This is a genomic window from Ruegeria sp. HKCCA5426 (assembly GCF_013034585.1).
Classification (GTDB): domain Bacteria; phylum Pseudomonadota; class Alphaproteobacteria; order Rhodobacterales; family Rhodobacteraceae; genus Ruegeria.
The window spans coordinates 271340-291685 of the sequence record NZ_WQGH01000002.1; the positions used below are offsets into that span (position 1 = coordinate 271340).

25 protein-coding genes are annotated in these 20346 nt (G+C 57.8%); 9 read left to right on the top strand and 16 right to left on the bottom strand.

Annotated elements, in window-relative coordinates; translation table 11 throughout:
* Positions 1-5 precede the first annotated feature (5 nt).
* Positions 6-638 carry a leucyl/phenylalanyl-tRNA--protein transferase gene (aat, locus tag GOV87_RS03870; RefSeq protein WP_171125514.1) on the top strand — a complete coding sequence of 211 codons (633 nt, stop codon included), beginning with the start codon at positions 6-8 and terminating at the stop codon, positions 636-638.
* Here the strand turns inward: aat and GOV87_RS03875 are convergent.
* The 6 genes from GOV87_RS03875 to GOV87_RS03900 all read right to left on the bottom strand — a co-directional run bounded on the left by GOV87_RS03875 (position 593) and on the right by GOV87_RS03900 (position 4345).
* Positions 593-961 (bottom strand): DUF2155 domain-containing protein, encoded by a 369-nt coding sequence (locus GOV87_RS03875; RefSeq protein ID WP_171121934.1) that lies wholly within the window; start codon positions 959-961, stop codon positions 593-595. The genes aat and GOV87_RS03875 overlap by 46 nt on opposite strands.
* Positions 958-1410, bottom strand: a complete 453-nt coding sequence (gene mlaD, locus GOV87_RS03880) for an outer membrane lipid asymmetry maintenance protein MlaD (protein WP_171121933.1) — start codon at positions 1408-1410, stop codon at positions 958-960. The genes GOV87_RS03875 and mlaD overlap by 4 nt, the downstream gene beginning before the upstream one ends.
* A 12-nt stretch (positions 1411-1422) precedes the next feature.
* Entirely contained in the window at positions 1423-1806 is a 384-nt protein-coding gene (locus tag GOV87_RS03885) for an NADH:ubiquinone oxidoreductase subunit NDUFA12 (protein ID WP_171210893.1), read from the bottom strand.
* Positions 1807-1885: 79 nt separating this feature from the next.
* Positions 1886-2260 (bottom strand): Rid family hydrolase, encoded by a 375-nt coding sequence (locus tag GOV87_RS03890; RefSeq protein WP_171125515.1) that lies wholly within the window; start codon positions 2258-2260, stop codon positions 1886-1888.
* A gap of 61 nt (positions 2261-2321) precedes the next feature.
* Positions 2322-3587, bottom strand: a complete 1266-nt coding sequence (gene clpX / locus GOV87_RS03895; RefSeq protein WP_171121930.1) for an ATP-dependent Clp protease ATP-binding subunit ClpX — start codon at positions 3585-3587, stop codon at positions 2322-2324.
* 125 nt (positions 3588-3712) lie between these two features.
* Positions 3713-4345, bottom strand: coding sequence for an ATP-dependent Clp protease proteolytic subunit (locus GOV87_RS03900; protein ID WP_039970058.1), 633 nt, complete (start codon positions 4343-4345; stop codon positions 3713-3715).
* A 338-nt stretch (positions 4346-4683) separates the two neighbouring features.
* On the opposite strand from GOV87_RS03900, the gene GOV87_RS03905 reads away from it, so the two are divergent.
* Both GOV87_RS03905 and GOV87_RS03910 read left to right on the top strand, forming a co-directional pair.
* The gene (locus GOV87_RS03905; protein WP_171121929.1) at positions 4684-5025 is read left to right on the top strand and encodes a metalloregulator ArsR/SmtB family transcription factor; all 342 of its coding nucleotides are present in this window, start codon (positions 4684-4686) and stop codon (positions 5023-5025) included.
* A 280-nt stretch (positions 5026-5305) separates the two neighbouring features.
* Entirely contained in the window at positions 5306-5443 is a 138-nt protein-coding gene (locus GOV87_RS03910) for an entericidin A/B family lipoprotein (protein ID WP_171125517.1), read from the top strand.
* A 1112-nt stretch (positions 5444-6555) separates the two neighbouring features.
* Here the strand turns inward: GOV87_RS03910 and GOV87_RS03915 are convergent.
* From GOV87_RS03915 to GOV87_RS03930, 4 genes are all read right to left on the bottom strand, one after another.
* The gene (locus tag GOV87_RS03915) at positions 6556-7005 is read right to left on the bottom strand and encodes a hypothetical protein (RefSeq protein WP_171210894.1); all 450 of its coding nucleotides are present in this window, start codon (positions 7003-7005) and stop codon (positions 6556-6558) included.
* Between the two features lie 182 nt (positions 7006-7187).
* Entirely contained in the window at positions 7188-7673 is a 486-nt protein-coding gene (locus GOV87_RS03920) for a hypothetical protein (protein ID WP_171125520.1), read from the bottom strand.
* A gap of 118 nt (positions 7674-7791) precedes the next feature.
* Entirely contained in the window at positions 7792-7971 is a 180-nt protein-coding gene (locus tag GOV87_RS03925; RefSeq protein ID WP_171210895.1) for a CTP synthetase, read from the bottom strand.
* Positions 7972-8059: 88 nt separating this feature from the next.
* The gene (locus tag GOV87_RS03930) at positions 8060-8380 is read right to left on the bottom strand and encodes a hypothetical protein (RefSeq protein WP_171121924.1); all 321 of its coding nucleotides are present in this window, start codon (positions 8378-8380) and stop codon (positions 8060-8062) included.
* 189 nt (positions 8381-8569) lie between these two features.
* On the opposite strand from GOV87_RS03930, the gene GOV87_RS03935 reads away from it, so the two are divergent.
* Complete coding sequence (locus GOV87_RS03935) at positions 8570-9517, top strand: aldo/keto reductase (RefSeq protein WP_171121923.1); 948 nt, start codon at positions 8570-8572, stop codon at positions 9515-9517.
* Positions 9518-9552: 35 nt separating this feature from the next.
* On the opposite strand, the gene lepA is transcribed toward GOV87_RS03935, so the two are convergent.
* Positions 9553-11352 carry a translation elongation factor 4 gene (gene lepA / locus GOV87_RS03940; RefSeq protein ID WP_171210896.1) on the bottom strand — a complete coding sequence of 600 codons (1800 nt, stop codon included), beginning with the start codon at positions 11350-11352 and terminating at the stop codon, positions 9553-9555.
* Positions 11353-11607: 255 nt separating this feature from the next.
* Here lepA and GOV87_RS03945 point away from each other — a divergent pair, with 255 nt between their 5' ends.
* Both GOV87_RS03945 and GOV87_RS03950 read left to right on the top strand, forming a co-directional pair.
* Positions 11608-11916 carry a hypothetical protein gene (locus GOV87_RS03945; RefSeq protein WP_171121922.1) on the top strand — a complete coding sequence of 103 codons (309 nt, stop codon included), beginning with the start codon at positions 11608-11610 and terminating at the stop codon, positions 11914-11916.
* A gap of 66 nt (positions 11917-11982) precedes the next feature.
* The gene (locus tag GOV87_RS03950; protein ID WP_171210897.1) at positions 11983-12924 is read left to right on the top strand and encodes a LysR family transcriptional regulator; all 942 of its coding nucleotides are present in this window, start codon (positions 11983-11985) and stop codon (positions 12922-12924) included.
* Here the strand turns inward: GOV87_RS03950 and GOV87_RS03955 are convergent.
* On the bottom strand, positions 12921-13364 hold the full coding sequence (locus tag GOV87_RS03955) for a low molecular weight protein-tyrosine-phosphatase (protein WP_171211056.1): 444 nt from the start codon (positions 13362-13364) through the stop codon (positions 12921-12923). The two genes, GOV87_RS03950 and GOV87_RS03955, sit on opposite strands and share 4 nt — an antisense overlap.
* 28 nt (positions 13365-13392) lie before the next feature.
* On the opposite strand from GOV87_RS03955, the gene GOV87_RS03960 reads away from it, so the two are divergent.
* Together GOV87_RS03960 and GOV87_RS03965 are read left to right on the top strand one after the other, a co-directional pair.
* Positions 13393-14088, top strand: coding sequence for an NAD-dependent deacylase (locus GOV87_RS03960; RefSeq protein ID WP_171210898.1), 696 nt, complete (start codon positions 13393-13395; stop codon positions 14086-14088).
* A gap of 64 nt (positions 14089-14152) precedes the next feature.
* Entirely contained in the window at positions 14153-14761 is a 609-nt protein-coding gene (locus GOV87_RS03965; protein ID WP_171210899.1) for an HdeD family acid-resistance protein, read from the top strand.
* 82 nt (positions 14762-14843) lie between these two features.
* On the opposite strand, the gene GOV87_RS03970 is transcribed toward GOV87_RS03965, so the two are convergent.
* The 4 genes from GOV87_RS03970 to meaB all read right to left on the bottom strand — a co-directional run bounded on the left by GOV87_RS03970 (position 14844) and on the right by meaB (position 17535).
* On the bottom strand, positions 14844-15311 hold the full coding sequence (locus tag GOV87_RS03970) for a copper chaperone PCu(A)C (protein WP_171125559.1): 468 nt from the start codon (positions 15309-15311) through the stop codon (positions 14844-14846).
* A gap of 44 nt (positions 15312-15355) precedes the next feature.
* Positions 15356-15751: a hypothetical protein gene (locus tag GOV87_RS03975; protein ID WP_254447306.1), complete on the bottom strand. Its 396-nt coding sequence runs from the start codon at positions 15749-15751 to the stop codon at positions 15356-15358.
* Between the two features lie 361 nt (positions 15752-16112).
* A complete protein-coding gene (gene rpmB / locus GOV87_RS03980) occupies positions 16113-16400 on the bottom strand; it encodes a 50S ribosomal protein L28 (protein WP_039532366.1) in 288 nt (95 codons plus the stop codon).
* A gap of 163 nt (positions 16401-16563) precedes the next feature.
* Positions 16564-17535, bottom strand: a complete 972-nt coding sequence (meaB, locus tag GOV87_RS03985) for a methylmalonyl Co-A mutase-associated GTPase MeaB (RefSeq protein WP_171210900.1) — start codon at positions 17533-17535, stop codon at positions 16564-16566.
* A gap of 228 nt (positions 17536-17763) precedes the next feature.
* On the opposite strand from meaB, the gene hrpB reads away from it, so the two are divergent.
* Entirely contained in the window at positions 17764-20196 is a 2433-nt protein-coding gene (gene hrpB, locus GOV87_RS03990) for an ATP-dependent helicase HrpB (RefSeq protein WP_171211058.1), read from the top strand.
* Positions 20197-20346 lie beyond the last annotated feature (150 nt).

The window sequence follows — 20346 nt, forward strand, 5'->3', positions numbered from 1 at the left end:
TCTGTATGAGCCTTTCTCCCGAACTCCTACTGCATGGGTATTCCATCGGTATTTTCCCGATGGCCGAACACCGCGACGACCCGGATTTGTTCTGGGTCGACCCAAAGTTTCGGGGCGTTATCCCTCTGAACGGGTTCCACATATCCCGCAGCCTTGCGCGGCGAATCCGAAACTGCGGTTTCTCAGTTACGATCAATCAGAACTTCTCTGGCGTCGTCGACGGCTGCGCCGATCGCGCAGACACCTGGATCAACGCAGAGCTGAGAAATCTGTATCAACGCCTGCACCAATCCGGCCATGCCCATTCATTAGAAATCTGGGATGGGCAGGCACTGGTCGGCGGCGTCTACGGAGTATCCTTGGGTGCTGCGTTCTTCGGAGAAAGCATGTTTTCACGGCGAACGGATGCCTCAAAAATTGCGTTGGCCTATCTGGTTGATCGGCTAAGCCGCACCGGATTTCAGTTATTTGACACGCAATTTCTGACCGCTCATCTGGCGTCATTAGGCGCGATCGAAGTTCCGCGCGCTCAGTACAGACAGGCTTTGGAAGACGCGATCGAGGCCAGCGCAGACTTCACCGCAGAATTGGATCAGTTGCCGGACGGTGTCATACAGCGGATTACCCAGACATCGTAACGTGAATGATCCAGCGCGTTCAGCGCCGGGGATGTGGCGATCATCCATCCATCAAACAATTGATCTGTCTTGCCTTTTTCCCAAATCGTGAGATAGGCAAAGGCGTCCCCGGTCGGATTATCAGCCGGATAACGGCAATCGCCCAAAGCCACATCCAATCCAAAAATCGCCTCGGTCTGACCGCTTTGCAATTCGACGTCAACGGTGTGGCCGTTCACCTTGTCCAAACCACGCAGCATCGCGCCCGGGCCGGATTGAACCTTTTGCTGGGCCGCTGCGCCGGTGGATGCAAGCAGCGCTGCTATCAGAAACAGGCGCTTCATTCGCCACCATCCCCAGCCACAAATTTGACCAGCAGCGAAATCAGACTGACCGCACCCTGCGTATCCTCAACCTGATCACCAGGTTCGAAAAAGAAGGGCGATCCACCGGGCATCACTTCGACAAAGTTTCCGCCCAGCAATCCTTCGGATGAGATGACGATCGCGCTGTCGTCGGGCACCAATATTCCATCAGAAATCGAAAACGTTGTATCCGCGCGATACGTGTCGGGGTTCAGCGCAACGCCTGTCACGGTCCCGATCTTGACACCAGCAAGACGAACGTCAGTGCCAACGCCAACACCTTCCAGCGATCTGAATGATGCGCCCAATTCATATCCCGGTCCGCTTTGCGACAGGCCAGTCGATTGGCTGGCATAAACGCCAAATGCCACAGCACAGGCCAACACGGCCCCGCCCACCAGGACTTCGGTTACATTATAGCTCGACATTGCTCGCCTCGCTTATTCTGGGGTCCAAGCCTCGTAGTCCGAACGTTTGACCGGATTGGGTCGGCGCAACGAACCTGCAGGAGCATAGGCCAAAGCCGTACCTGTTAAATTTTCCTGATGTGGTTTTTCCCAGGTTTTATGCTGCAACGGCTTGTCTGTCGGCGGCTCGTCCCAAGTCCGATGCAACCATCCATGCCAGTCAGGGTCGATCCGGCTGGCCTCGGCCTCACCATTAAAAATAACCCAGCGCTTGCTGTCGTCGGCATTGCGATAGAAAACATTACCTTCGTTATCTTCGCCAACCTTGGTTCCCTTACGCGCCGTGTAGAGCTGCGTATTCAGAGTGGCCCCATTCCACCAGGTTACGGCTCGCAAAAGATTATTCAGGATTCCCATCGTCTGCCTCCGGTATTTCTGCTCCTGCAGATATGGACCAAAGGCTCGCCAAGGTCCAGTGTCACTAAGACCGCAGCCCCTATTCCGGCAAAACTGCGGTCACTTCGATTTCAATGCGATCTTCAGGCGTGATGAGATTGCATTCGGTAACTGTTGCCGCTGGCGGGTTGGCTCCGAATGCCTCAACCAACAAAGGCCAACACAGTTCAAACTCACTCATGTCCGGCAAGTAATAGTTTACACGGACCACATGCGCGAAATCCGTCCCAGCCTCAGCCAGTGCTTTTCCAATTGCATCAAGAGAGGACCTGCACTGACCAACAATATCTTTGGGAATGTCGTCGCCCTGAGCGCAGGTTCCGGCAACAAAGACAAATCCATTCGCCACCACGGCGCGGCAATATCCGACTTTGGCCTCAAATTCCCCGCCTGAAGAAATACGTCTAATTGCCATAGTGCCCTCAAAAGAAAACGGCGCGGAGGAACCGCGCCGAATACGTCAGGAGGCTTTGAACTTACCCGGCCGAAGCAGACTCAGCCGCATCGGCATAGATGATCAGCGGTTGCGAGTCCGAAGACACCGCTTCTTCGTTCACAACAACCTCGGTCACGTTTTTCAGACCCGGAAGTTCGAACATCGTGTCCAGCAGGATATCTTCCAGAATTGAGCGCAGACCACGCGCACCTGTCTTACGCTCAATCGCTTTCTTGGCGATCGCTTTCAGCGCGTCATCGGTGAAGGCCAGCTCGGCGTCTTCAAGTTCGAACAGACGCTGGTATTGCTTGACCAGAGCGTTCTTGGGCTTGGTCAGGATCGTCACCAGCGCATCTTCGTCCAGGTCTTCCAGCGTTGCCAGAACCGGCAGACGGCCAACAAATTCTGGGATCAAGCCAAATTTCAGCAGATCTTCGGGCTCCAGATCCTTGAAGATTTCACCGACGCCACGCTCATCATTGTCGCGAACGTCAGCGCCAAAGCCCATCGCCGAGCCCTTGCCGCGCTGTGCGATGATCTTGTCCAGACCGGCAAACGCACCGCCGCAGATGAACAGGATATTCGTGGTGTCCACCTGCAGGAACTCCTGCTGCGGATGCTTGCGACCGCCCTGTGGCGGTACGCTGGCCACGGTGCCTTCCATCAGTTTCAGCAGCGCCTGCTGCACACCCTCGCCCGATACGTCACGGGTGATCGAGGGGTTCTCGGATTTGCGCGTGATCTTGTCGACCTCGTCAATATAGACAATGCCGCGCTGCGCGCGCTCGACGTTGTACTCCGACGCCTGCAGCAGCTTGAGGATGATATTCTCGACGTCCTCACCCACATAACCGGCTTCGGTCAGCGTGGTTGCATCCGCCATGGTGAACGGCACGTCCAGAATCCGCGCTAAGGTCTGCGCCAGCAGCGTCTTGCCGCAACCGGTCGGACCTATCAGCAGGATGTTGGACTTGGCCAACTCGATGTCGCCGCCAGCTTTCTGGGCGTGGTTCAGGCGTTTGTAGTGGTTATGAACCGCCACCGACAGAACCCGCTTGGCCGTCGCCTGGCCGATCACGTAATCGTCCAGAACCTCGCAAATGTCCTTGGGCGTCGGTACCCCATCCGTGGATTTCAGACCGCTGGCCTTGGTTTCCTCGCGGATGATGTCCATGCACAGCTCGACGCATTCATCACAGATGAAAACTGTGGGGCCGGCAATCAGCTTGCGCACCTCATGCTGGCTCTTGCCGCAGAAGCTACAGTAGAGCGTGTTCTTGCCGTCACCGCCTGAATTCGTCGCCATGTTCTACCTTTCGGGCTTCGTCCCTGCGACCCGCTTTGGGCCGCTCTTGCCTGCAGCTTAGGCCACCGCCGGGGCCGCTACAATGTCAAAAATGTACCCCGCGCCCTTAACGCGGGGACTATTTTTTAGGCCTCATCGCCATCCATTTTGGCGCGATTTTCGACGATTTCGTCGATATGACCCCAATCTTTCGCCTCTTCCGGGCTCATGAAGTTGTCGCGATCCAAGGCTTTTTCAACCGCCTTTTTCGTCTGCCCGGTGTGGCGCACGTATATATCATACAGGCGATCCTTGAGTTTTTGCGTCTCGGCCGCGTGAATCATGATATCACTCGCCTGACCCTGATAACCGCCACTGGGCTGGTGAACCATGATCCGGCTGTTTGGTAGTGAAAAGCGCATCCCCTTCTCGCCACCAGCCAACAAAACAGACCCCATCGAGGCCGCCTGACCGATCACCAAAGTCGAACATTTCGGCTTGATATACTGCATTGTGTCGTAAATCGACAATCCGCTGGTCACAACACCGCCAGGTGAGTTGATGTAGATCGAGATTTCCTTGTTCGGGTTTTCAGCCTCAAGATGCAACAATTGCGCCACGACCAGATGGCTCATCCCGTCGTGGATCGGGCCATTGATGAAAATGATCCGCTCTTTCAGAAGGCGCGAGAAAATGTCATACGCGCGTTCGCCACGGCTGGTCTGCTCAACAACCATCGGGACGAGCGTATTCATATAGGTATCAACGGGATCGAACATTAGGAACCTGCCTGTCTTGCTATGGATCGGGATACTACCCGAAGAAACATTACCCGAGTCTTAGTGTCGGCACCGGGGGGCTGCAAGGGGGGCTGAATACTTATGCCGTGAACGCGGCGTTTCCCCCACCAAGCGCACTTCGCAACTGTCCGGTTCCCAGGCATGACCTGAACCTTGAAAGCTGCGACCCGTCATGCGGGCAGGCTGAGTTTTTCTCATCACGTCATTTTGATTCTTACATATAGAAATTCGTCGCCAAAATAGATAAAGCGTCCGCTCTTGGCGGCGATATGGAATCCGCCAACCACGCACATGCTCGGCCCAAAAGGAAAACGCATATGGCACTATCAGAGCTTTCACAGGATTCATTTTCTGAAAACCTCGAGCGCGTTGCAGGAAACGCCGCACGCGCATCCAACTTTCTGAAGGCGATCAGCCATGAAGGGCGGCTTTTGATCCTGTGTCATCTGGTGTCGGGTGAAAAATCGGTTACGCAACTAGAGGAACTGCTATCCGCCCGCCAAGCGGCGGTCTCGCAGCAATTGTCGCGCCTGCGCCTTGAAGGGTTGGTAACGCCCCGCCGCGAAGGGAAAGCTATTTTCTACCGTTTGGCAGATGACCGTCCCCGCCGCATGTTGGAAGTTGTCTACGAGATTTTCTGCCGCGAAGAGACTGCCTGACGCAGTCGCACGCCCCGGGCGTTTTGATACATCCATTCAACCGGCGCAAGAATCTCGACCTCTGTTAATCGGCAGTTCGAACGCGGTTCATGGGTTGCTGGGTTTCCTTTTGACCAGCACCTCTGACCCGCTTCGGGGACCGCCTGTTTCGACATGCCGAATTCTCGACTACCCGCCCGTTTCGCGTCGGCTTGAGCGGCTCATCAACCGTCAGCAAAACGCTGGTTTCAACATTGGAAAACTGCTACGCACGTCGACATAAACACCTATGGAGAAAGCAATGATCCGCACAATTCTGCTTGGATTGACCTTGTTTGCACTGACTGCCTGCGAAACGGCAAAAGGCGTTGGACGCGATATTGAAAAAGCGGGCGATGCGATTTCGGATACGGCCAGCGACGTACAGCAAGCCCTTTGACCGCAACCCTTATGTTGCGCAAAGGCGACACGCACCCCCTACATATGGTTGATCGTCTGAGCCTTCCGCGTTATCGTTGCCTTACAGGTGCATAGACGCGGCATTGCATTTCTGACACGACTTCGGGGTTCTTGCACAATAGCAAGAACCCCGATCCCATCATAAAGGGGGATAGAGTGGCAGCCTGTAAAATCCCGGGAACCGGCAAAAGGAAAAGGCGTCAGGTGCGCAGACGCGGTCTTTGCATGTGCCCGAACGGACACCCCTGACGCCTTGCCGGGTCGACACGCCCGAGGGACGCCCCGATCCAGTTGTCACAACCCAGTCAAGAGCCGCGACTGCTGCTTGGCGCCTGCGGACGCCTTACAGCACGCATTGACCTTCTGAGAAGTTGATCAAACGATCCGAGCCTCGGCTCAACTCGATCAATCACCTACCGGTAAGCCTCTGTGAACGCTGGTATATCCTAAGATTTATCACCTTTCACTCAGACCCCTTGGCCTTTGCGTCCCGCCGTGGCCCCTAAGAACCGCTGCGGTAAGGCGACTGTTACATTCAGACCGTAACCCGACAAGAAAATAGCACTGCAGCATGAAAATTAGCCGTGGATAACGTGTTGATATCCGCAGGGAGCGTTTTGTGGACAACTCCAGAAAACGCGCCCAGACGTAGGTTTGATCAAGGAAAAGTCCAGACTTTAGGAAGCGCCCGAATTTGCGGCTGTTTCTGCATGTGCAAACATCTGGAAACGTGAAAGTGGAGCGGGAAGTTCAACTTTCGGACGCGCGATCCGTCGAATCGACACCTGCGGATTCGCCTCAAATGGGGAGCCACACAAAAGGCACCGGGGCCGGGCGACACTTCTGCAACCGTCTGCGATGCTGCGCTGAAGCTCACCAGATCCGATTAACCCAAACCAAGAAACGCCGCATTCCAGCATGGATTGAACCGAACCCTGCCGCTGACGGTGGAATTGCCGCCCGACCCGTCTCCTCCCTGTGGAGACATTGGTTCCATTTTTGAGAAGCGTCCGGCCCGGTCGGAGTTACTTATTACGTACTGCAAACAATCGCAGCCAGTACCCCCTACAGCCCAACCGGGCCGGAAACGCTTCAGTTCACCTGACGTTCCAGAACGGTGCTGTAGGTCGTTCCGTTTCTCAGGCTACGGAAATCCGCAAAGATCTTTCCGTCTTCATACCGGGCGTCAATCAGCGCATTTGCACCAATCACCATGGGTGAGGTTTCGACAATCCCGATCTTGCCGGATCCATCCAGGCTTATTGTCCCGGTGGCCTCGTTCTGGTTCCAGTCCGTGTCACCGTCCCGGCGCCACAGGCTCGGCCCCCAAAAGACGTTGTCTTCCTGCACCTGAACATCCAGCATCCATTCGGCCTTGTTGAACCGCGGCTCAGTCCCGCGCTGCATATGCGTGGGTTGTACGGTCGTATAAGTCCCTACCCATGTGCCGCGCAGATCGGGCGTGGTATCGGCCATCGCAGCCGTTCCAAGGGTGAGTGTCGTGGCCAAAGCGGCTGCTCCGGCAGTCATATATCTGGTCATGGGCTCTCCTCCCAAAGATCTGGCCGTTTCCGGCTTGCTGAACAGATTGGATGAGAGAGGGCCGGTTGCAACTAACCTAAGGGAAACTTCATAAAGGGTTTAGGTGACGCTTACCTGCCACGCAGCGCAAAGGGCGCTCTTACCAAAGCGCCCTTTCCTAAGCACCTGTTAACAATAGTGATTCAGTTCAGCTCAAAGCTACCCGAAATCGTATTGACGAATTTCTGCGTGTCCGGATCGGTAAATGACGAGAACGTGCCGCCCCCCGTGGCGTTGGCCCAACCGCCCGTGCCGCCGGATACCGACCAGTCGCCGGTCAATGCGCCGTCCGAACCGATCCCCGTGGCGGTCCAGCTCATCACTGCCTTGTCGCCGGAGGTTGTGTCAAAGACGCAATTGCCCGCGCCCGACACCTCGGCCCCATTGATCAGCATCGAACCAAAACACGACCCCGTCGCCCCTTCCAACGGGTGACCGGCGGAAACTTCGAAGCTGTCATAGTCGGTCTGAGATTTGATCACCGCATGCCCGTCCGAGATGCCGAAGACCTGGTTCGAACTGACGCCCGACCCCTTGCCGGCGGCGTCATAACTTTCGGCCATAGCAAATGTGCTGGACAGGCCGATGGCTAGGGCTGTGATTGCGGTCGCTGTTAAGAACTTGTGCATAATAACCTCTCATTTCTGAGGGTCTTGCGTTGCAAGCATATATTCAAAAAGGCCGCCTGAACGCGGTCCCCCTGGGGCGGAGGATAACACATTCCGATCTTTGCGTCTAAACCGGGCCTTAGCCTTCCAGCTTGCGCGACACCATGTACGAGACAGGGAACGCCGCAACAAAGCCCGCAACCGCAGCGATCAACATGGCCGTCCACGAGGCAAAGCCCAAAACCAAAACCGCAATCACGGCGGACCCGGCAAGGGTGGAGCCAAGGAAGATGTGAAGGATCAGCGTCAGCGGTGACATGGGGGCCTCGTGTGTTCTGTGTGTATTGGTGGAGACTAGAACTGAGGCTGCGGGTGGTCCTTGATCTGGGTCAGGATGCGCAACCCGATCAGGCCCATGCTAGTACCGTTCCAACCAAGACAAGGCCGATCCCCGCAACCTCGCGGTGCGAAAAATTCTCGCCGAACAGAAAGTAGGATGCGATGGCGATCAGAATAACCTCGCCCCCGAGAATGCCGGTATAGATAATACCCAACCGCTCCTCGCGCAGGGCGGCAAGCTCTAGCGTTGCGGCGGCCAGCAGGGTTGCCACGATTAACAGGCTGAGGCCGATCCCGGGGATTTTCCACCAGAACTTCATCGCGATCATGGCTGCGGAATAGAGTCCTGCTGATCCGAATGCGATGAGAGGGACGAGCGATGTTGACATAGAGGCCTCCTCCTGAGGTTGCCATTAGGTCAATTATTGCAGATTGGAGGTTTTGCGGCTGTGAGATTGGTCACAGTTTCGACTCGCACACTCGGTTCTCCTCGTGTGTGTATTGAGATCCCAATCTTGCAGTGAATGGCTGATCCGTAAAAATTTACACATTCAAATGTGACGTGGAGAATGGAAACAATGACATCTTTTTACGAAATCGGTAGAACCGGAGTACGAATTCCACGAATTGGTTTTGGATCAACCGGAATCGGCAGCATTCCTCAGATTTACGGTTATGAAGTTGATGAGAACAGGGCGCGAGAAACCTTGCGCACAATATTTGCACGCCCCGACGGGTTTATCGACACCGCTCGCGGCTATGCCATGGGCCGCAGTGAGGAACGCATTGGGAGCGTAATACGCGAACTCGGCGGCCTGCCAGAGGGTCGCGTACTATCTACAAAAATCGACCGTAACATGGAGACAAACGTGTTTGACGCTGCCCAAGCAAGGCGGTCCCTCGAACAAAGCCTGAAGGCGCTTGGCGTAGACAGCGTCGATATCCTTCACTTGCATGATCCAGAATACGCTGAGGACGTGTCGGAGATCACCCGCAGCGGAGGGGCGCTGGACGAATTGTTCAAAATCAAAGAGGAGGGCCTCGCAACGGCCGTCGGTTTGGCCGGCGGGCGGCTGGACGTCTTGGTGCCTATGCTACGCGACTGGGACTTCGACGTGGTAATGACGCACAATCGGCACACGCTTGTAAACGTGAATGCATCGCCCTTAATCGAACTAGCCGCCTCTAAGGGCATCACTGTGTTAAATGCCGCGCCCTACGCGGGAGGAATTCTGGCAAGAGGCAGCGCAGTCCACAGCTTCTACGTTTATCAAACAGCAACAGAAGAAACGCTCGCCCCAGTGCGCGCTGTCGAGGATATCTGTGCACGCCATGACGTTCCCATGGGCGCGCTGGCGCTACAGTTTTCACTGCAAGACGAAAACATTGCCTCTACAGTGTGCGGGGTGACTTGGCCGCAGCACGTGAACCAGACATTTGAATGGGCGGATTGGGACATTCCAGAGACAGCCTGGACCGAACTCGCTGACCTAGGGAAATCGGACGCCGATCCAGAAACCTCATAGAAGCGGTCAATCCGAAGTCGAAAAAATGGACAGCCTTAGCTGTCCATTTTGAGTGCCGAAATAAACGCCTCCTGCGGGATATCGACCTTCCCGAACTGGCGCATCTTTTTCTTACCGGCCTTCTGCTTGTCCAGCAGTTTGCGTTTCCGCGTGGCGTCGCCGCCGTAACACTTCGCGGTCACGTCTTTGCGCAGGGCCGAGAGGGTCTCGCGGGCGATGACCTTGCCTCCGATGGCGGCCTGAATCGGGATTTTGAACATGTGGCGCGGGATCAGATCCTTGAGCTTTTCGCACATCGCCCGGCCCCGCATCTCGGCCCGGTCGCGGTGAACCATGGTCGACAACGCGTCGACAGGTTCGTCATTCACCAGCACCGACATTTTGACCAGATTATCCTCGGTATAGCCGGTCATCTGGTAGTCGAACGAAGCGTATCCTTTTGTTACCGATTTCAGGCGATCATAGAAGTCGAACACAACTTCGTTGAGGGGCAGGTCATACACAACCATCGCGCGTGACCCGGCATAGGTCAGGTCCAACTGAATGCCGCGACGGTCCTGACACAGTTTCAGCACGTCGCCCAGGTATTCGTCGGGAACCAGAATGGTCGCCTTGATGCGCGGTTCCTCGATATGGTCGACCTTGGACGGATCGGGCATGTCGGCGGGGTTGTGCAGCTCGATCATTTCGCCGTCTTTCATGTAGACGTGATAGATCACCGACGGTGCGGTGGTGATGAGCTCGATATCATATTCGCGTTCGATCCGGTCGCGGATGACCTCAAGATGCAGAAGGCCGAGGAAGCCGCAGCGGAAGCCAAAGCCCAGCGCAGCCGAGGTTTCCATTTCGAACGAGAACGACGCGTCGTTCAGCGCCAGCTTGTCGATAGCATCGCGCAGGTCTTCGAATTCCGCCGAGTCCACGGGGAAGAGGCCACAGAACACCACCGGTTGCGCGGGTTTGAAACCGTCCAGCGCGTCCTCGGTCCCGTTGCGGTCATTGGTGATTGTGTCACCGACGCGGGTGTCGCGGACCTGTTTGATGGACGCGGTGAGAAAGCCGATCTCACCGGGGCCGAGGCTTTCGACCATCTCCATCTCAGGCCGGAAGACGCCAACACGGTCCACATGGTGCAGTGTGCCGTTCGACATGAACTTGACCCGCATTCCCTTTTTCAGCGTGCCGTCCATGATGCGGACCAGAACGATGACGCCCAGATAGGCGTCGTACCACGAATCCACCAGCATCGCCTTAAGCGGCGCGTCCAGATTGCCCTGCGGTGCGGGTAGTTGCTGCACGATGGCCTCAAGCGTTTCGTGGATGCCCTGCCCCGTCTTGGCCGAAACCTGGATTGCGTCGGTCGCGTCAATGCCGATCACATCCTCGATCTGTTCGGCCACGCGGTCGCAATCGGAGGCGGGCAGGTCGATCTTGTTCAGCACCGGCACGATCTCATGATCAGCGTCGATGGCCTGATACACATTCGCCAGCGTCTGTGCCTCGACCCCTTGGGTCGAGTCCACAACCAGCAGCGAGCCTTCGACCGCACGCATGGACCGGCTGACCTCATAGGCAAAGTCCACGTGGCCGGGTGTGTCGATCAGGTTCAGCACGTATTGCTCGCCATTGTCGGCGGTATAGTCGATGCGCACCGTGTTGGCCTTGATGGTGATGCCACGTTCCCGCTCGATATCCATGCTGTCAAGCAGCTGTTCTTTCATGTCGCGGTCCTTGACTGTTCCGGTCTCTTGGATGAGCCGGTCAGCAAGGGTGGATTTGCCATGGTCGATATGCGCGACGATGGAGAAATTGCGGATATGAGCGAGGTCTGTCATAGCGTCGGGATATGGTTCGAAAATGGGCGCTGGTCAAGGTGGGACAAAGCCGCCTGCGATCCTTATTTCCTTGGAATAACCCGTCGGGTCGCGCGCAGCCACCTGTGGCCCTAATTTGGCCATTCTTTTCGCCATAATAAAAGAAATCACATTTCTGCATCGTGAGATTGATCCCGAATCCACTTTGATTCATACTCACGCGCATACCGAGAGGGGCGCAAGACCCCTCCGGGCAGGCAAAAACGAGGCTCGAGTATGAAACAGTTCCTCTTGATCGCGATATGCGCCGCGTCGCTGATGGCGGTGGCTCCGGTGGCAGATGCGGCTCAGATCAAACAGGCATGTCTGGCGTCCGACCGTTCGGCTGCCACACGAGACCGGTGCAGTTGCATTCAGCGCGTGGCCAATCAAGCCCTTACACGCAGCGACCAGAAAACTGTCGCCAAATGGTTCACCGACCCACACCAAGCGCAAGAGCTAAAGATGTCTCAGACTGCGCGGGACGATGCCCTGTGGGACAGGTATCGGGCCTTTGGCCAGATGGCTCAGGCGATTTGCAGCTAAGCCAGCCCTACGCCTTGACCTGACACGCCCTGCGCCCCAGAAAAGGCGCATCGAAAGGTGTACTCTATGGTTATGAAAGGGCTTACCCTGCGCGGCCTCGAAGTGTTCGAAGCGCTGGCGCGGACAGGTTCGGTAGCTCAGGCTGCCGAGATTACAGGCCTCAGCCAGCCATCGGTCTCGCAACAATTGCGCAATCTGGAAAATGCATTAGGCACCGAACTGGTCGACCATGGACGTCGCCCTATGCGGCTGACGCAGGCCGGGCGCAGTTTCCTGACCCGAACCGAGGCTATTCTGGCCGAACTCCAGATGGCCCAGAGCGAACTGACAGTGATGGACCTTGGCCATCTGACCACGTTGTCCATCGGGTTGATCGACGACTTCGACAACGACCTGACGCCGCGGTTGGCAACGTTACTGGCCGACAGTCTGACCCGGTCAAAGTTCAAACTGATCACGCTGCCCAGCCTTGACCTGTTTGCGGACCTCGAGGCCCAGCGCCTGCACATGGCCGTATCCGCACATTCCGGTGAGGTGCTTGAAGGCGTTGTGGAATACCCGTTGGTTCAGGACCCATTTATTCTTGTGACCCCCAAAGGGGCCTCAAACGCGATGCAGGACCTGCCCTTTTTGCGCTATGCGCGGGAACAGTTGATAAGCCGTCAGATCGAAGCGCACATGTCCCGACAGCAGCTTGAATTTGAGGAACGGTTTGAAATCGGATCTCACCTTGCACTGATGGCGATGGTTGCGCGCGGATTGGGCTGGGCGATAACGACCCCGCTGGGGTACATGCGTGCGGCACGTTTCCACGACGGGCTCGAAGCACATCCGGCCCCGTTCGGGGAATACGCGCGCATGATCTCGCTGTTCACCCGCACCGACTGGTCCGATCAGGTGCCGCAAGAGGTCGCTGGCATGATGCGCCGCCTCATGCGCACTCAGATCGTCGATCCAACCTTGGAGCAGTTGCCATGGCTCAGTGACCGGCTCAAGGTCATGGGTTAACCGCCCAAGTACTCATTCAAGCCATCAACGGCGGCCTCTATCAAGTCCAACGCACCGTCGAAATCGCGCGTGTAATACGGGTCGGGCACGTGATCGGCCCCCAGATGGGGTGCGAAATCGGTTAGCAGGCGCACGGGGGTGTCGTTTCCTTCAGGACGCAGCTCCTCAATATCCACGATGTTATTCGCATCCATTCCGATAATCAGGTCGAACCTGCGGAAATCCTCGGCTGCAAACTGACGGGCGCGCAGATTGCTTAAGGCGATCCCACGCGCAAGGGCGGCCTCTTGCATCGGGCCGTAAGGTGGATTGCCAACATGCCAGCCCGCCGTCCCGGCACTGTCGCTGGAGTGGTGCGGCGCACGCGCCCGAAAAACGCCCTCGGCGGCAGGGGAACGGCAGATATTGCCTAGGCAGACAAACAGGATACGGTGGCTCATAGGCCAAGGTGTAGCGCGAAGGGCAAAGATGGAAAAGATCGTCATTCTCACTGGGGCCGGGATTTCTGCGGAAAGCGGACTGGGCACGTTTCGCGACGAAGGGGGCTTGTGGTCACAACACCGGATCGAAGACGTGGCAACACCAGAAGGGTTTGCCCGCGATCCTGCACTGGTGCAGGGGTTCTACAATGCCCGACGCGCGCAGGCGGCAAAAGCGGAACCGAACCTAGCCCATCGCGCGCTTGCACGCCTTCAGCGCGATTGGCCGGGCGAAGTCGTGATCGTAACCCAGAACGTCGACGGCTTGCACGAAGCGGGTGGTGCCCAAGACGTAATCCACATGCACGGTATTCTCGCCGGCGCGCTCTGTGCTGAGTGCGGCCATCGCTGGACCGCGCCGCCAGAGATGTCCGTGGGTGAACCCTGCCCAGCTTGCGCCGCCCTCAACGCACGGCCGGACGTGGTATGGTTCGGTGAAATGCCCTACCACATGGACACGATTTACGACCACCTGGCCGGGGCTTCGGTCTTTGCATCCATTGGTACTTCGGGCCAGGTCTACCCCGCCGCCGCGTTCGTGCACGAAGCCGCCATGTCCGGGGCGCGCACCGTTGAGCTTAACCTTGAGCCGTCGACCGGGGCGTCCAGCTTCGATGATGTGATACTTGGCCCGGCGTCAGAAACCGTGCCTCGCTGGGTGGACGACCTGCTGGGGCCACGATAACCGGCAGACAAGAGCCCGAATTATCGTTAACATTTAAGGAGTAACCATTCTCAAAGGGGCTCCCATGACCGATCCCAATACCCAACAAGGCGAAATTCTGGACGATCAGGGACCGGATGGCCGAGACGCGCTTGGCGATCAATTGGCAGACCTGTGGTGGACCTTCCTGCTGCGCGGCATTCTGGCCGGGGTGCTTGGTATCGCCGCGTTGTTCTGGCCTACGGGCAGCATCTCGCTCCTGCTCAGACTGGTTGGGCTCTTGCTGGTATTCGACGGCGGCCTGACCTTGCTGGGCTTCGGGCGGCGCGGCCTGATCGGAGGCGTCGGCATCGGCGCCCTACTGATCGGCCTCATTCTGTTGATCTGGCCCGAGGGTGTCGCCCGCCTGACCTTCTTCCTGCTGGGCGCATGGGCGTTGATCGTTGGAGTGGGCTCGCTTATGGCCTGGCGTCAGATGCCCGACCAGAACCCGGACGCAGCCACGGTGCGCAACTCGGGAATCGTGGCGCTGGTTATCGGACTGGTGCTGTTGTTCTGGCCCGGCAGCGGAATGGTCGCGCTAGGTTGGGCAATCGCCTTTTCGGCGCTGGCCTTCTCGACCGTCATGTTTTTTCTCGCCGCGCGCTTCAAACGGGCCCATGATCGCATCGCAATGCGCGTCGTGAACCGCTGAAACACAACGCAAACAGGCCGGGGAGTTACCCGGCCTGACGCATGGATGACGGCCGCATCGCGACCCGAAGACAGGCGTAACCTTAGTGGTTGTGTGACCCGTGGTCGCCTTTGCGCTCCAGGTCGACCGGGATGTCGACGACGATCTCACCAGCATTTTCAAAAACCAGCGTGACCGGCACAGTTGCACCTTGTTCAAACGGTGCCGAAATTCCCATAAACATGACGTGATCGCCACCACGCTTCAGCATGTGAGTTTCTCCGGCCGGGATGACGAACCCCTCTTCGACATGGAGCATCTTGGCCACACCGTTGGCATCAACCTGATGAGTGTGCAGCTCGACCCGTGCCGCAACATCCGATTCGGCTGCGATCAAACGGTCGTCGGTCTCACCAGAGTTCTGGATCATCATGAAAGCAGCACCCGCCTTTGCGGACTTGCCCGACGAACGCGCATAGGCGTCCTCGACGGTGATGCTATCCTGTGCCCAGGCGGCGGTTGTAAGAGTAACGGCGGCAACGGTGGCCAGCAGTTTGTAGGTGAAGGACATAAAGCCTCTCCTGATTTGAGTTCTTGATAAATTGGAAAACAGTATCAAGCCAAACTAGGAGGCGCGCGCGCCGATTGTGAGGCAACCGACGGCGTGATGAGGTCACCCACGCCACGCTTCAACCTCGGCTGGGGTTGTTTCGGCGCGTCGGGAATCGCAGCCTCCGCCATGGAAACAGCGCCCAACACGGTCAAAGCAAAGTCAGGGCAGAAATGCGGGGCCTGCGTCGGTTGCCCTTCGGCATCGACATAGACAACCACCGGACCGTTTCCGGTGCACAGCACCATTTGACCGACCGCAGCATCGACCCCGCGCGAAACTGCAAAACCCTGCCCCGTCAAAATAACGAGCAGCGAAAGCGCAAAGGGCAGAATTCTGGTCAGAGCGGGTTTCATTCTGCCTAGGGTATAGGCCAGAGACAATTCCGGCTTCAAGCGCATTCAGACGCTTGAAGCCTTGGGGTCCTAGGAAAGTGTCAGCGGTCTAATTCCGGGCGTTTGACGGACCCTTTGGTCAGACTCGTATGCAGCCGGTTCACCTGACGTTGCATCCGAAAGCATGTCCCAAAGGTCTTGCCGAAAAATGCGGCCAACACTGAGAAAGAATCGAAAGATTTAAAAGACATGAGGGCAAACTCCGCCAAAAATATGCATAAACATATTCCGTTCAGAATTCGCTGTATGTGATCAAAATTACGTTTCAGGGGTCAATTGTGCCGAAATCGCGAACATTCTTAATCCAGACAAAAGCAAAGGCCCTGCACCAGGTGGGTACAGGGCCTGAAATTCGCAGTAAAAAGGTTTAGGCCGAAGCTTGTGCCTTAGCGATTTCCTTTTTCACTTTCAGTGCGTTCGCGGACAGTTCTTCGTCCTTGGCTTTGGCCAGGAACGCGTCCAGACCACCGCGGTGATCAACCGAACGCAGAGCAGCAGCAGAAATGCGCAGCTTGACGCCACGGCCCAGAGTCTCGGACTGCAGGGTAACGTCGTTCAAGTTGGGCAGAAAACGACGACGAGTTCTGTTTTTGGCGTGGCTGACATTGTTGCCAGTCATCGGGCCTTTTCCGGTCAGTTCGCAACGGCGCGACATGGTTTCTTCCTTTGTTTCTGGAGGCCGGGCATACTGCCCTCGGCCAAATCACAAGGGGCGCAACCCGAAGTCGCGCCCGAAAACTGGTTGGATGCGTGTAGTGGGAATCGCCGGAAGGGTCAAGACGGGCCAGCAGAATTCTTTGACTTTACCTGTCACCCCTTCAGGCCAGCGTTGTCAGCATCTGTTCCGCCGCCGCCGCAGGGCTTATCCGGCCGTGTGAAACTTCGGTGCTCAGACGTTCCATCTCGGCCCGCGCCCGCGCAGTCGACAGCCGCGACAGAAGCGCCGAACGCACTTCCTGCTCGAACCAATACTGCGCCTGCACCGCCCGGTTCCTTTCCCAATGACCCGAGTCGCGACGCCATTGGGTCAGGGATTGAATTTCGGACCACGCATCTTCCAACCCATGTTCCTCGACCGCAGAAACCGTCATGGCCTTGGGAAACCCCTCGGGATCCTGCGGGCGCTTGCGCAGCAGACGCAGGGCACCGGCGTAGTCAGCGCAGGTGCGGGTGGCAGTCGCCTTGAGATCGCCATCCGCCTTGTTCACCAGGATCATATCCGCCATTTCCATGATACCGCGCTTGACGCCCTGCAACTCATCACCGCCCGCAGGCGCGAGCAGCAGCAGGAACAGGTCGGACAGTTCGGACACAACGGTTTCCGATTGGCCAACACCCACGGTTTCGATCAGCACAACGTCAAACCCAGCCGCTTCGCACAATGCGATTGCCTCACGTGTGCGACGGGCCACGCCGCCAAGATGCGACTGGCTGGGCGATGGACGGATGAAGGCGGCGCGCTCACGGCTCAGACGCTCCATCCGGGTCTTGTCGCCCAGAATTGAGCCGCCCGATCGGGCAGAGCTGGGATCAACAGCCAGAACCGCGACGCGAAGCCCTAAACCGATCAGCATCATGCCAAAGCTCTCGATAAAGGTGGATTTGCCCACCCCCGGTGTCCCTGACAATCCGATCCGCAGCGCCTGCCTCTCCGACCCCGCCAACTGAGCCAGCAATTCCATCGCCTGCGCCCGATGATCGGCGCGGCCACTTTCAACCAGCGTAATGGCACGGGCCAAAGCACGCCTGTCTCCGTTCAAAATCCTGTCTGCCAGGCCGTCTATTTCCATTTTGACCCCAATCTTTTGCGGCAGGTCTACTTGCCGCCCCAAAGGGGTGTTTGTCCAGACCATAGGGATCGAGAAATGCACCCACGGCAACCTATTCGCGCCCGGGTGTTGCCGCCGATCCTCTGCCGGACGTCCACGGGTGCGGCGTCCAACGTGCCGTCGCGCAACTCCGGCCAAGTGCCGATAGGGGAACTGGACGTTGCCGGGCCATTCGCGGATAAAGCCACCATGACACGCCTGCCTATCGACGACGCTATTCCCGATCTTATCGAAGCTTTGAAAGCTTCGGGCCGCGCTGTGCTTCAGGCCCCTCCGGGTGCGGGTAAGACAACTCGGGTGCCGTTAGCGATACTGGATGCCGGGCTGTGTGACGGTCGGATTGTCATGCTTGAGCCGCGCAGACTGGCGGCGCGCGCAGCCGCTGAACGCATGGCGGAAACTCTTGGTCAACGCGCGGGCGAAACGGTCGGATACCGCGTGCGTGGCGAAACAAAAGTGTCCAAGACCACCCGGATCGAGGTTGTAACCGAAGGGATTCTGACGCGTATGCTGCAATCCGAGCCCGATCTTCCCGGCGTGGGCGCGGTTATCTTTGATGAATTTCACGAAAGATCCCTGAACGCAGACCTTGGACTTGCCTTGTGTCTTGAAGTAACGGGAGCGCTCAGGGATGACCTTATCCTTCTGGCCATGTCTGCGACATTGGATGCCGAACCGGTAGGACGCCTGATGGATGCCCCGCTGGTCACCTCCGAAGGCCGCAGCTTTCCCGTTGAAACGCGTTGGCTTGACTATCCGTTGGGGACACAGGCGCGACGGCTGGACGCATTAGTGGATCTGGTCACTCAGGCCGAACGGGAAACCGATGGTGGAATGCTGGTTTTCCTGCCCGGCGAAGGTGAAATTCGCCGCGCCGAGGCCGCGTTGACCCGTCGCTTGCCCAAGGACTGCATAATCAGGCCGCTTTTTGGGTCTATGCCTTTCGCGGAACAGCGCAAGGCGATCGCTCCGGTTGATAGCGGCCGCAAAGTGGTATTGGCCACGTCGATTGCCGAAACATCGCTGACCATCCCCGATATTCGGGTGGTCGTCGATATGGGACAGGCGCGGCGGGCAAGGTTCGACCCGGGCTCGGGCATGTCCCGCCTCGTGACGGAACGCGTCACACGCACCGAAGCGACACAACGCGCAGGTCGCGCCGGGCGGGTGGCCAAAGGTGTTTGCTATCGCCTTTGGTCCAAAGGGGAGGAAGGGGCGCTGGCCGCCTACCCCCCGGCCGAGATCGAAGCCGCCGACCTGACCGGGCTGACCTTGGAATTGGCCCTTTGGGGTGCTTCGCCCAGTGATCTGGCCTTTCTGACCCCTCCGCCCGACGGAGCGATGGCCGAAGCACGAAACCTGCTGCAAATGCTGGGCGCGCTCGACAGCAACGGCCGGATTACCGATCACGGACGAGCTTTGGCGGCGCTGCCTTTGCATCCGCGCCTTGGGCATATGCTGGTACAGGCTGGACCCGATGCAGCAATTCTGGCGGCGCTGACGGCAGAACGTGACCCACTTAAAGGTGCTCCGGCGGATGTTCTGCTGCGGCTTGAGGCGTTGCGGGACACTCGGGCTTTTCAACGCAATCGGGTCTGGCAGGTGAACACAGGCGCGGTGGACCGGATCAAGGCCGAGGCCAAGCGGCTGCGGGACCGGGGCAGTCGTTCGGACCTAAGCCCCGCATCCATGGCCGCGCTTGCATATCCCGACAGGATCGGACAACGGCGAAAGGGTGATGTGCCACGCTATGTCCTGTCCGGCGGCAAAGGGGTCGTGCTGGGCGGTGAAGATACGCTGGCAGCCGCCCAGTATCTTGTGGTCACCGACACCGATGGAAATCCGCGAGAAGCGCGTGTACGCATGGCCGCCCAAATTACCGAGCGGGAAATCCGCGACCTGTTTGCGGATCAGATCGATTGGGTCGAAACGTGTGATTGGTCGAAACGCGACCGGCGGGTCATCGCCCGACGACAAGAACGGTTTGGCGCAATCACTCTGGAGGACCGGATATGGAAAGAGGTCCCGTCCGATGCCGTCGCCCACGCCATGCTAGATGGCGTGCGAGACCTCGGGTTGGTCCTGAACGGCGCCGCCGCGCGTCTGGCGGCGCGCGTGGAACTGGTTCGGGCCGAAGGGGTGGACCTGCCGGACTTCTCGACTCAGGGCCTGATGGACACAGTGGAAGACTGGTTGCTGCCCATGCTTGAGGGAGTGCGCAATGCTGAAGACTGGAAACGGTTCGATCTGCTGCCCGCGCTTCGCTCTCGTCTGGATTGGGGACAGACGCAAGAATTGGATCGCCGCGCGCCCGGCTCTTTTGAAACACCGCTCGGGCGTAAGGTTCCCATCGACTATGGCGGCGCGGTTCCCGAAATCTCGGTACGTTTGCAGGAATTGTTTGGCGTCACGCGTCACCCGATTGTCGGGGGTGAAGCATTGAAGATCACCCTGCTGTCTCCGGCGCAGCGACCGATACAGATCACGCGCGATCTGCCGGGGTTTTGGGCGGGATCCTATGCCGATGTGCGCAAGGACATGCGCGCGCAATACCCCAAACACCCTTGGCCCGAAGACCCAACGCAGGCCGACCCCACGTTGCGGGCGAAACGGCGCAGCTAGAACGCTGTTCGGCAAATAATCACCTTTCCCGCTAAAAATTGCAGCCCTTCGGCAGCAATCAGCGCCGAGATGACGCAGGGTAAAGATAGGTGCATTGAAGATATTCCATTCCGTTGTTATGTGACACACGCACACGTTTCACCCACTCAA

Bases quoted from the DNA above. Each gene is read 5' to 3' on its own strand.
- GOV87_RS03945 (WP_171121922.1), top strand. From the start codon at position 11,608: ATGAAACAGTTCCTCTTGATCGCGATATGCGCCGCGTCGCTGATGGCG.
- GOV87_RS03960 (WP_171210898.1), top strand. From the start codon at position 13,393: ATGGAAAAGATCGTCATTCTCACTGGGGCCGGGATTTCTGCGGAAAGC.
- GOV87_RS03915 (WP_171210894.1), bottom strand. From the start codon at position 7,005: ATGACCAGATATATGACTGCCGGAGCAGCCGCTTTGGCCACGACACTC.
- GOV87_RS03930 (WP_171121924.1), bottom strand. From the start codon at position 8,380: ATGTCAACATCGCTCGTCCCTCTCATCGCATTCGGATCAGCAGGACTC.
- aat (WP_171125514.1), top strand. From the start codon at position 6: ATGAGCCTTTCTCCCGAACTCCTACTGCATGGGTATTCCATCGGTATT.
- GOV87_RS03885 (WP_171210893.1), bottom strand. From the start codon at position 1,806: ATGGGAATCCTGAATAATCTTTTGCGAGCCGTAACCTGGTGGAATGGG.
- lepA (WP_171210896.1), bottom strand. From the start codon at position 11,352: ATGACAGACCTCGCTCATATCCGCAATTTCTCCATCGTCGCGCATATC.
- GOV87_RS03910 (WP_171125517.1), top strand. From the start codon at position 5,306: ATGATCCGCACAATTCTGCTTGGATTGACCTTGTTTGCACTGACTGCC.
- GOV87_RS03950 (WP_171210897.1), top strand. From the start codon at position 11,983: ATGGTTATGAAAGGGCTTACCCTGCGCGGCCTCGAAGTGTTCGAAGCG.
- GOV87_RS03920 (WP_171125520.1), bottom strand. From the start codon at position 7,673: ATGCACAAGTTCTTAACAGCGACCGCAATCACAGCCCTAGCCATCGGC.
- GOV87_RS03905 (WP_171121929.1), top strand. From the start codon at position 4,684: ATGGCACTATCAGAGCTTTCACAGGATTCATTTTCTGAAAACCTCGAG.
- rpmB (WP_039532366.1), bottom strand. From the start codon at position 16,400: ATGTCGCGCCGTTGCGAACTGACCGGAAAAGGCCCGATGACTGGCAAC.
- GOV87_RS03965 (WP_171210899.1), top strand. From the start codon at position 14,153: ATGACCGATCCCAATACCCAACAAGGCGAAATTCTGGACGATCAGGGA.
- hrpB (WP_171211058.1), top strand. From the start codon at position 17,764: ATGACACGCCTGCCTATCGACGACGCTATTCCCGATCTTATCGAAGCT.
- GOV87_RS03955 (WP_171211056.1), bottom strand. From the start codon at position 13,364: ATGAGCCACCGTATCCTGTTTGTCTGCCTAGGCAATATCTGCCGTTCC.
- GOV87_RS03900 (WP_039970058.1), bottom strand. From the start codon at position 4,345: ATGTTCGATCCCGTTGATACCTATATGAATACGCTCGTCCCGATGGTT.
- GOV87_RS03875 (WP_171121934.1), bottom strand. From the start codon at position 961: ATGAAGCGCCTGTTTCTGATAGCAGCGCTGCTTGCATCCACCGGCGCA.
- GOV87_RS03970 (WP_171125559.1), bottom strand. From the start codon at position 15,311: ATGTCCTTCACCTACAAACTGCTGGCCACCGTTGCCGCCGTTACTCTT.
- clpX (WP_171121930.1), bottom strand. From the start codon at position 3,587: ATGGCGACGAATTCAGGCGGTGACGGCAAGAACACGCTCTACTGTAGC.
- GOV87_RS03925 (WP_171210895.1), bottom strand. From the start codon at position 7,971: ATGTCACCGCTGACGCTGATCCTTCACATCTTCCTTGGCTCCACCCTT.
- mlaD (WP_171121933.1), bottom strand. From the start codon at position 1,410: ATGTCGAGCTATAATGTAACCGAAGTCCTGGTGGGCGGGGCCGTGTTG.
- meaB (WP_171210900.1), bottom strand. From the start codon at position 17,535: ATGGAAATAGACGGCCTGGCAGACAGGATTTTGAACGGAGACAGGCGT.
- GOV87_RS03890 (WP_171125515.1), bottom strand. From the start codon at position 2,260: ATGGCAATTAGACGTATTTCTTCAGGCGGGGAATTTGAGGCCAAAGTC.
- GOV87_RS03935 (WP_171121923.1), top strand. From the start codon at position 8,570: ATGACATCTTTTTACGAAATCGGTAGAACCGGAGTACGAATTCCACGA.
- GOV87_RS03975 (WP_254447306.1), bottom strand. From the start codon at position 15,751: ATGCGCTTGAAGCCGGAATTGTCTCTGGCCTATACCCTAGGCAGAATG.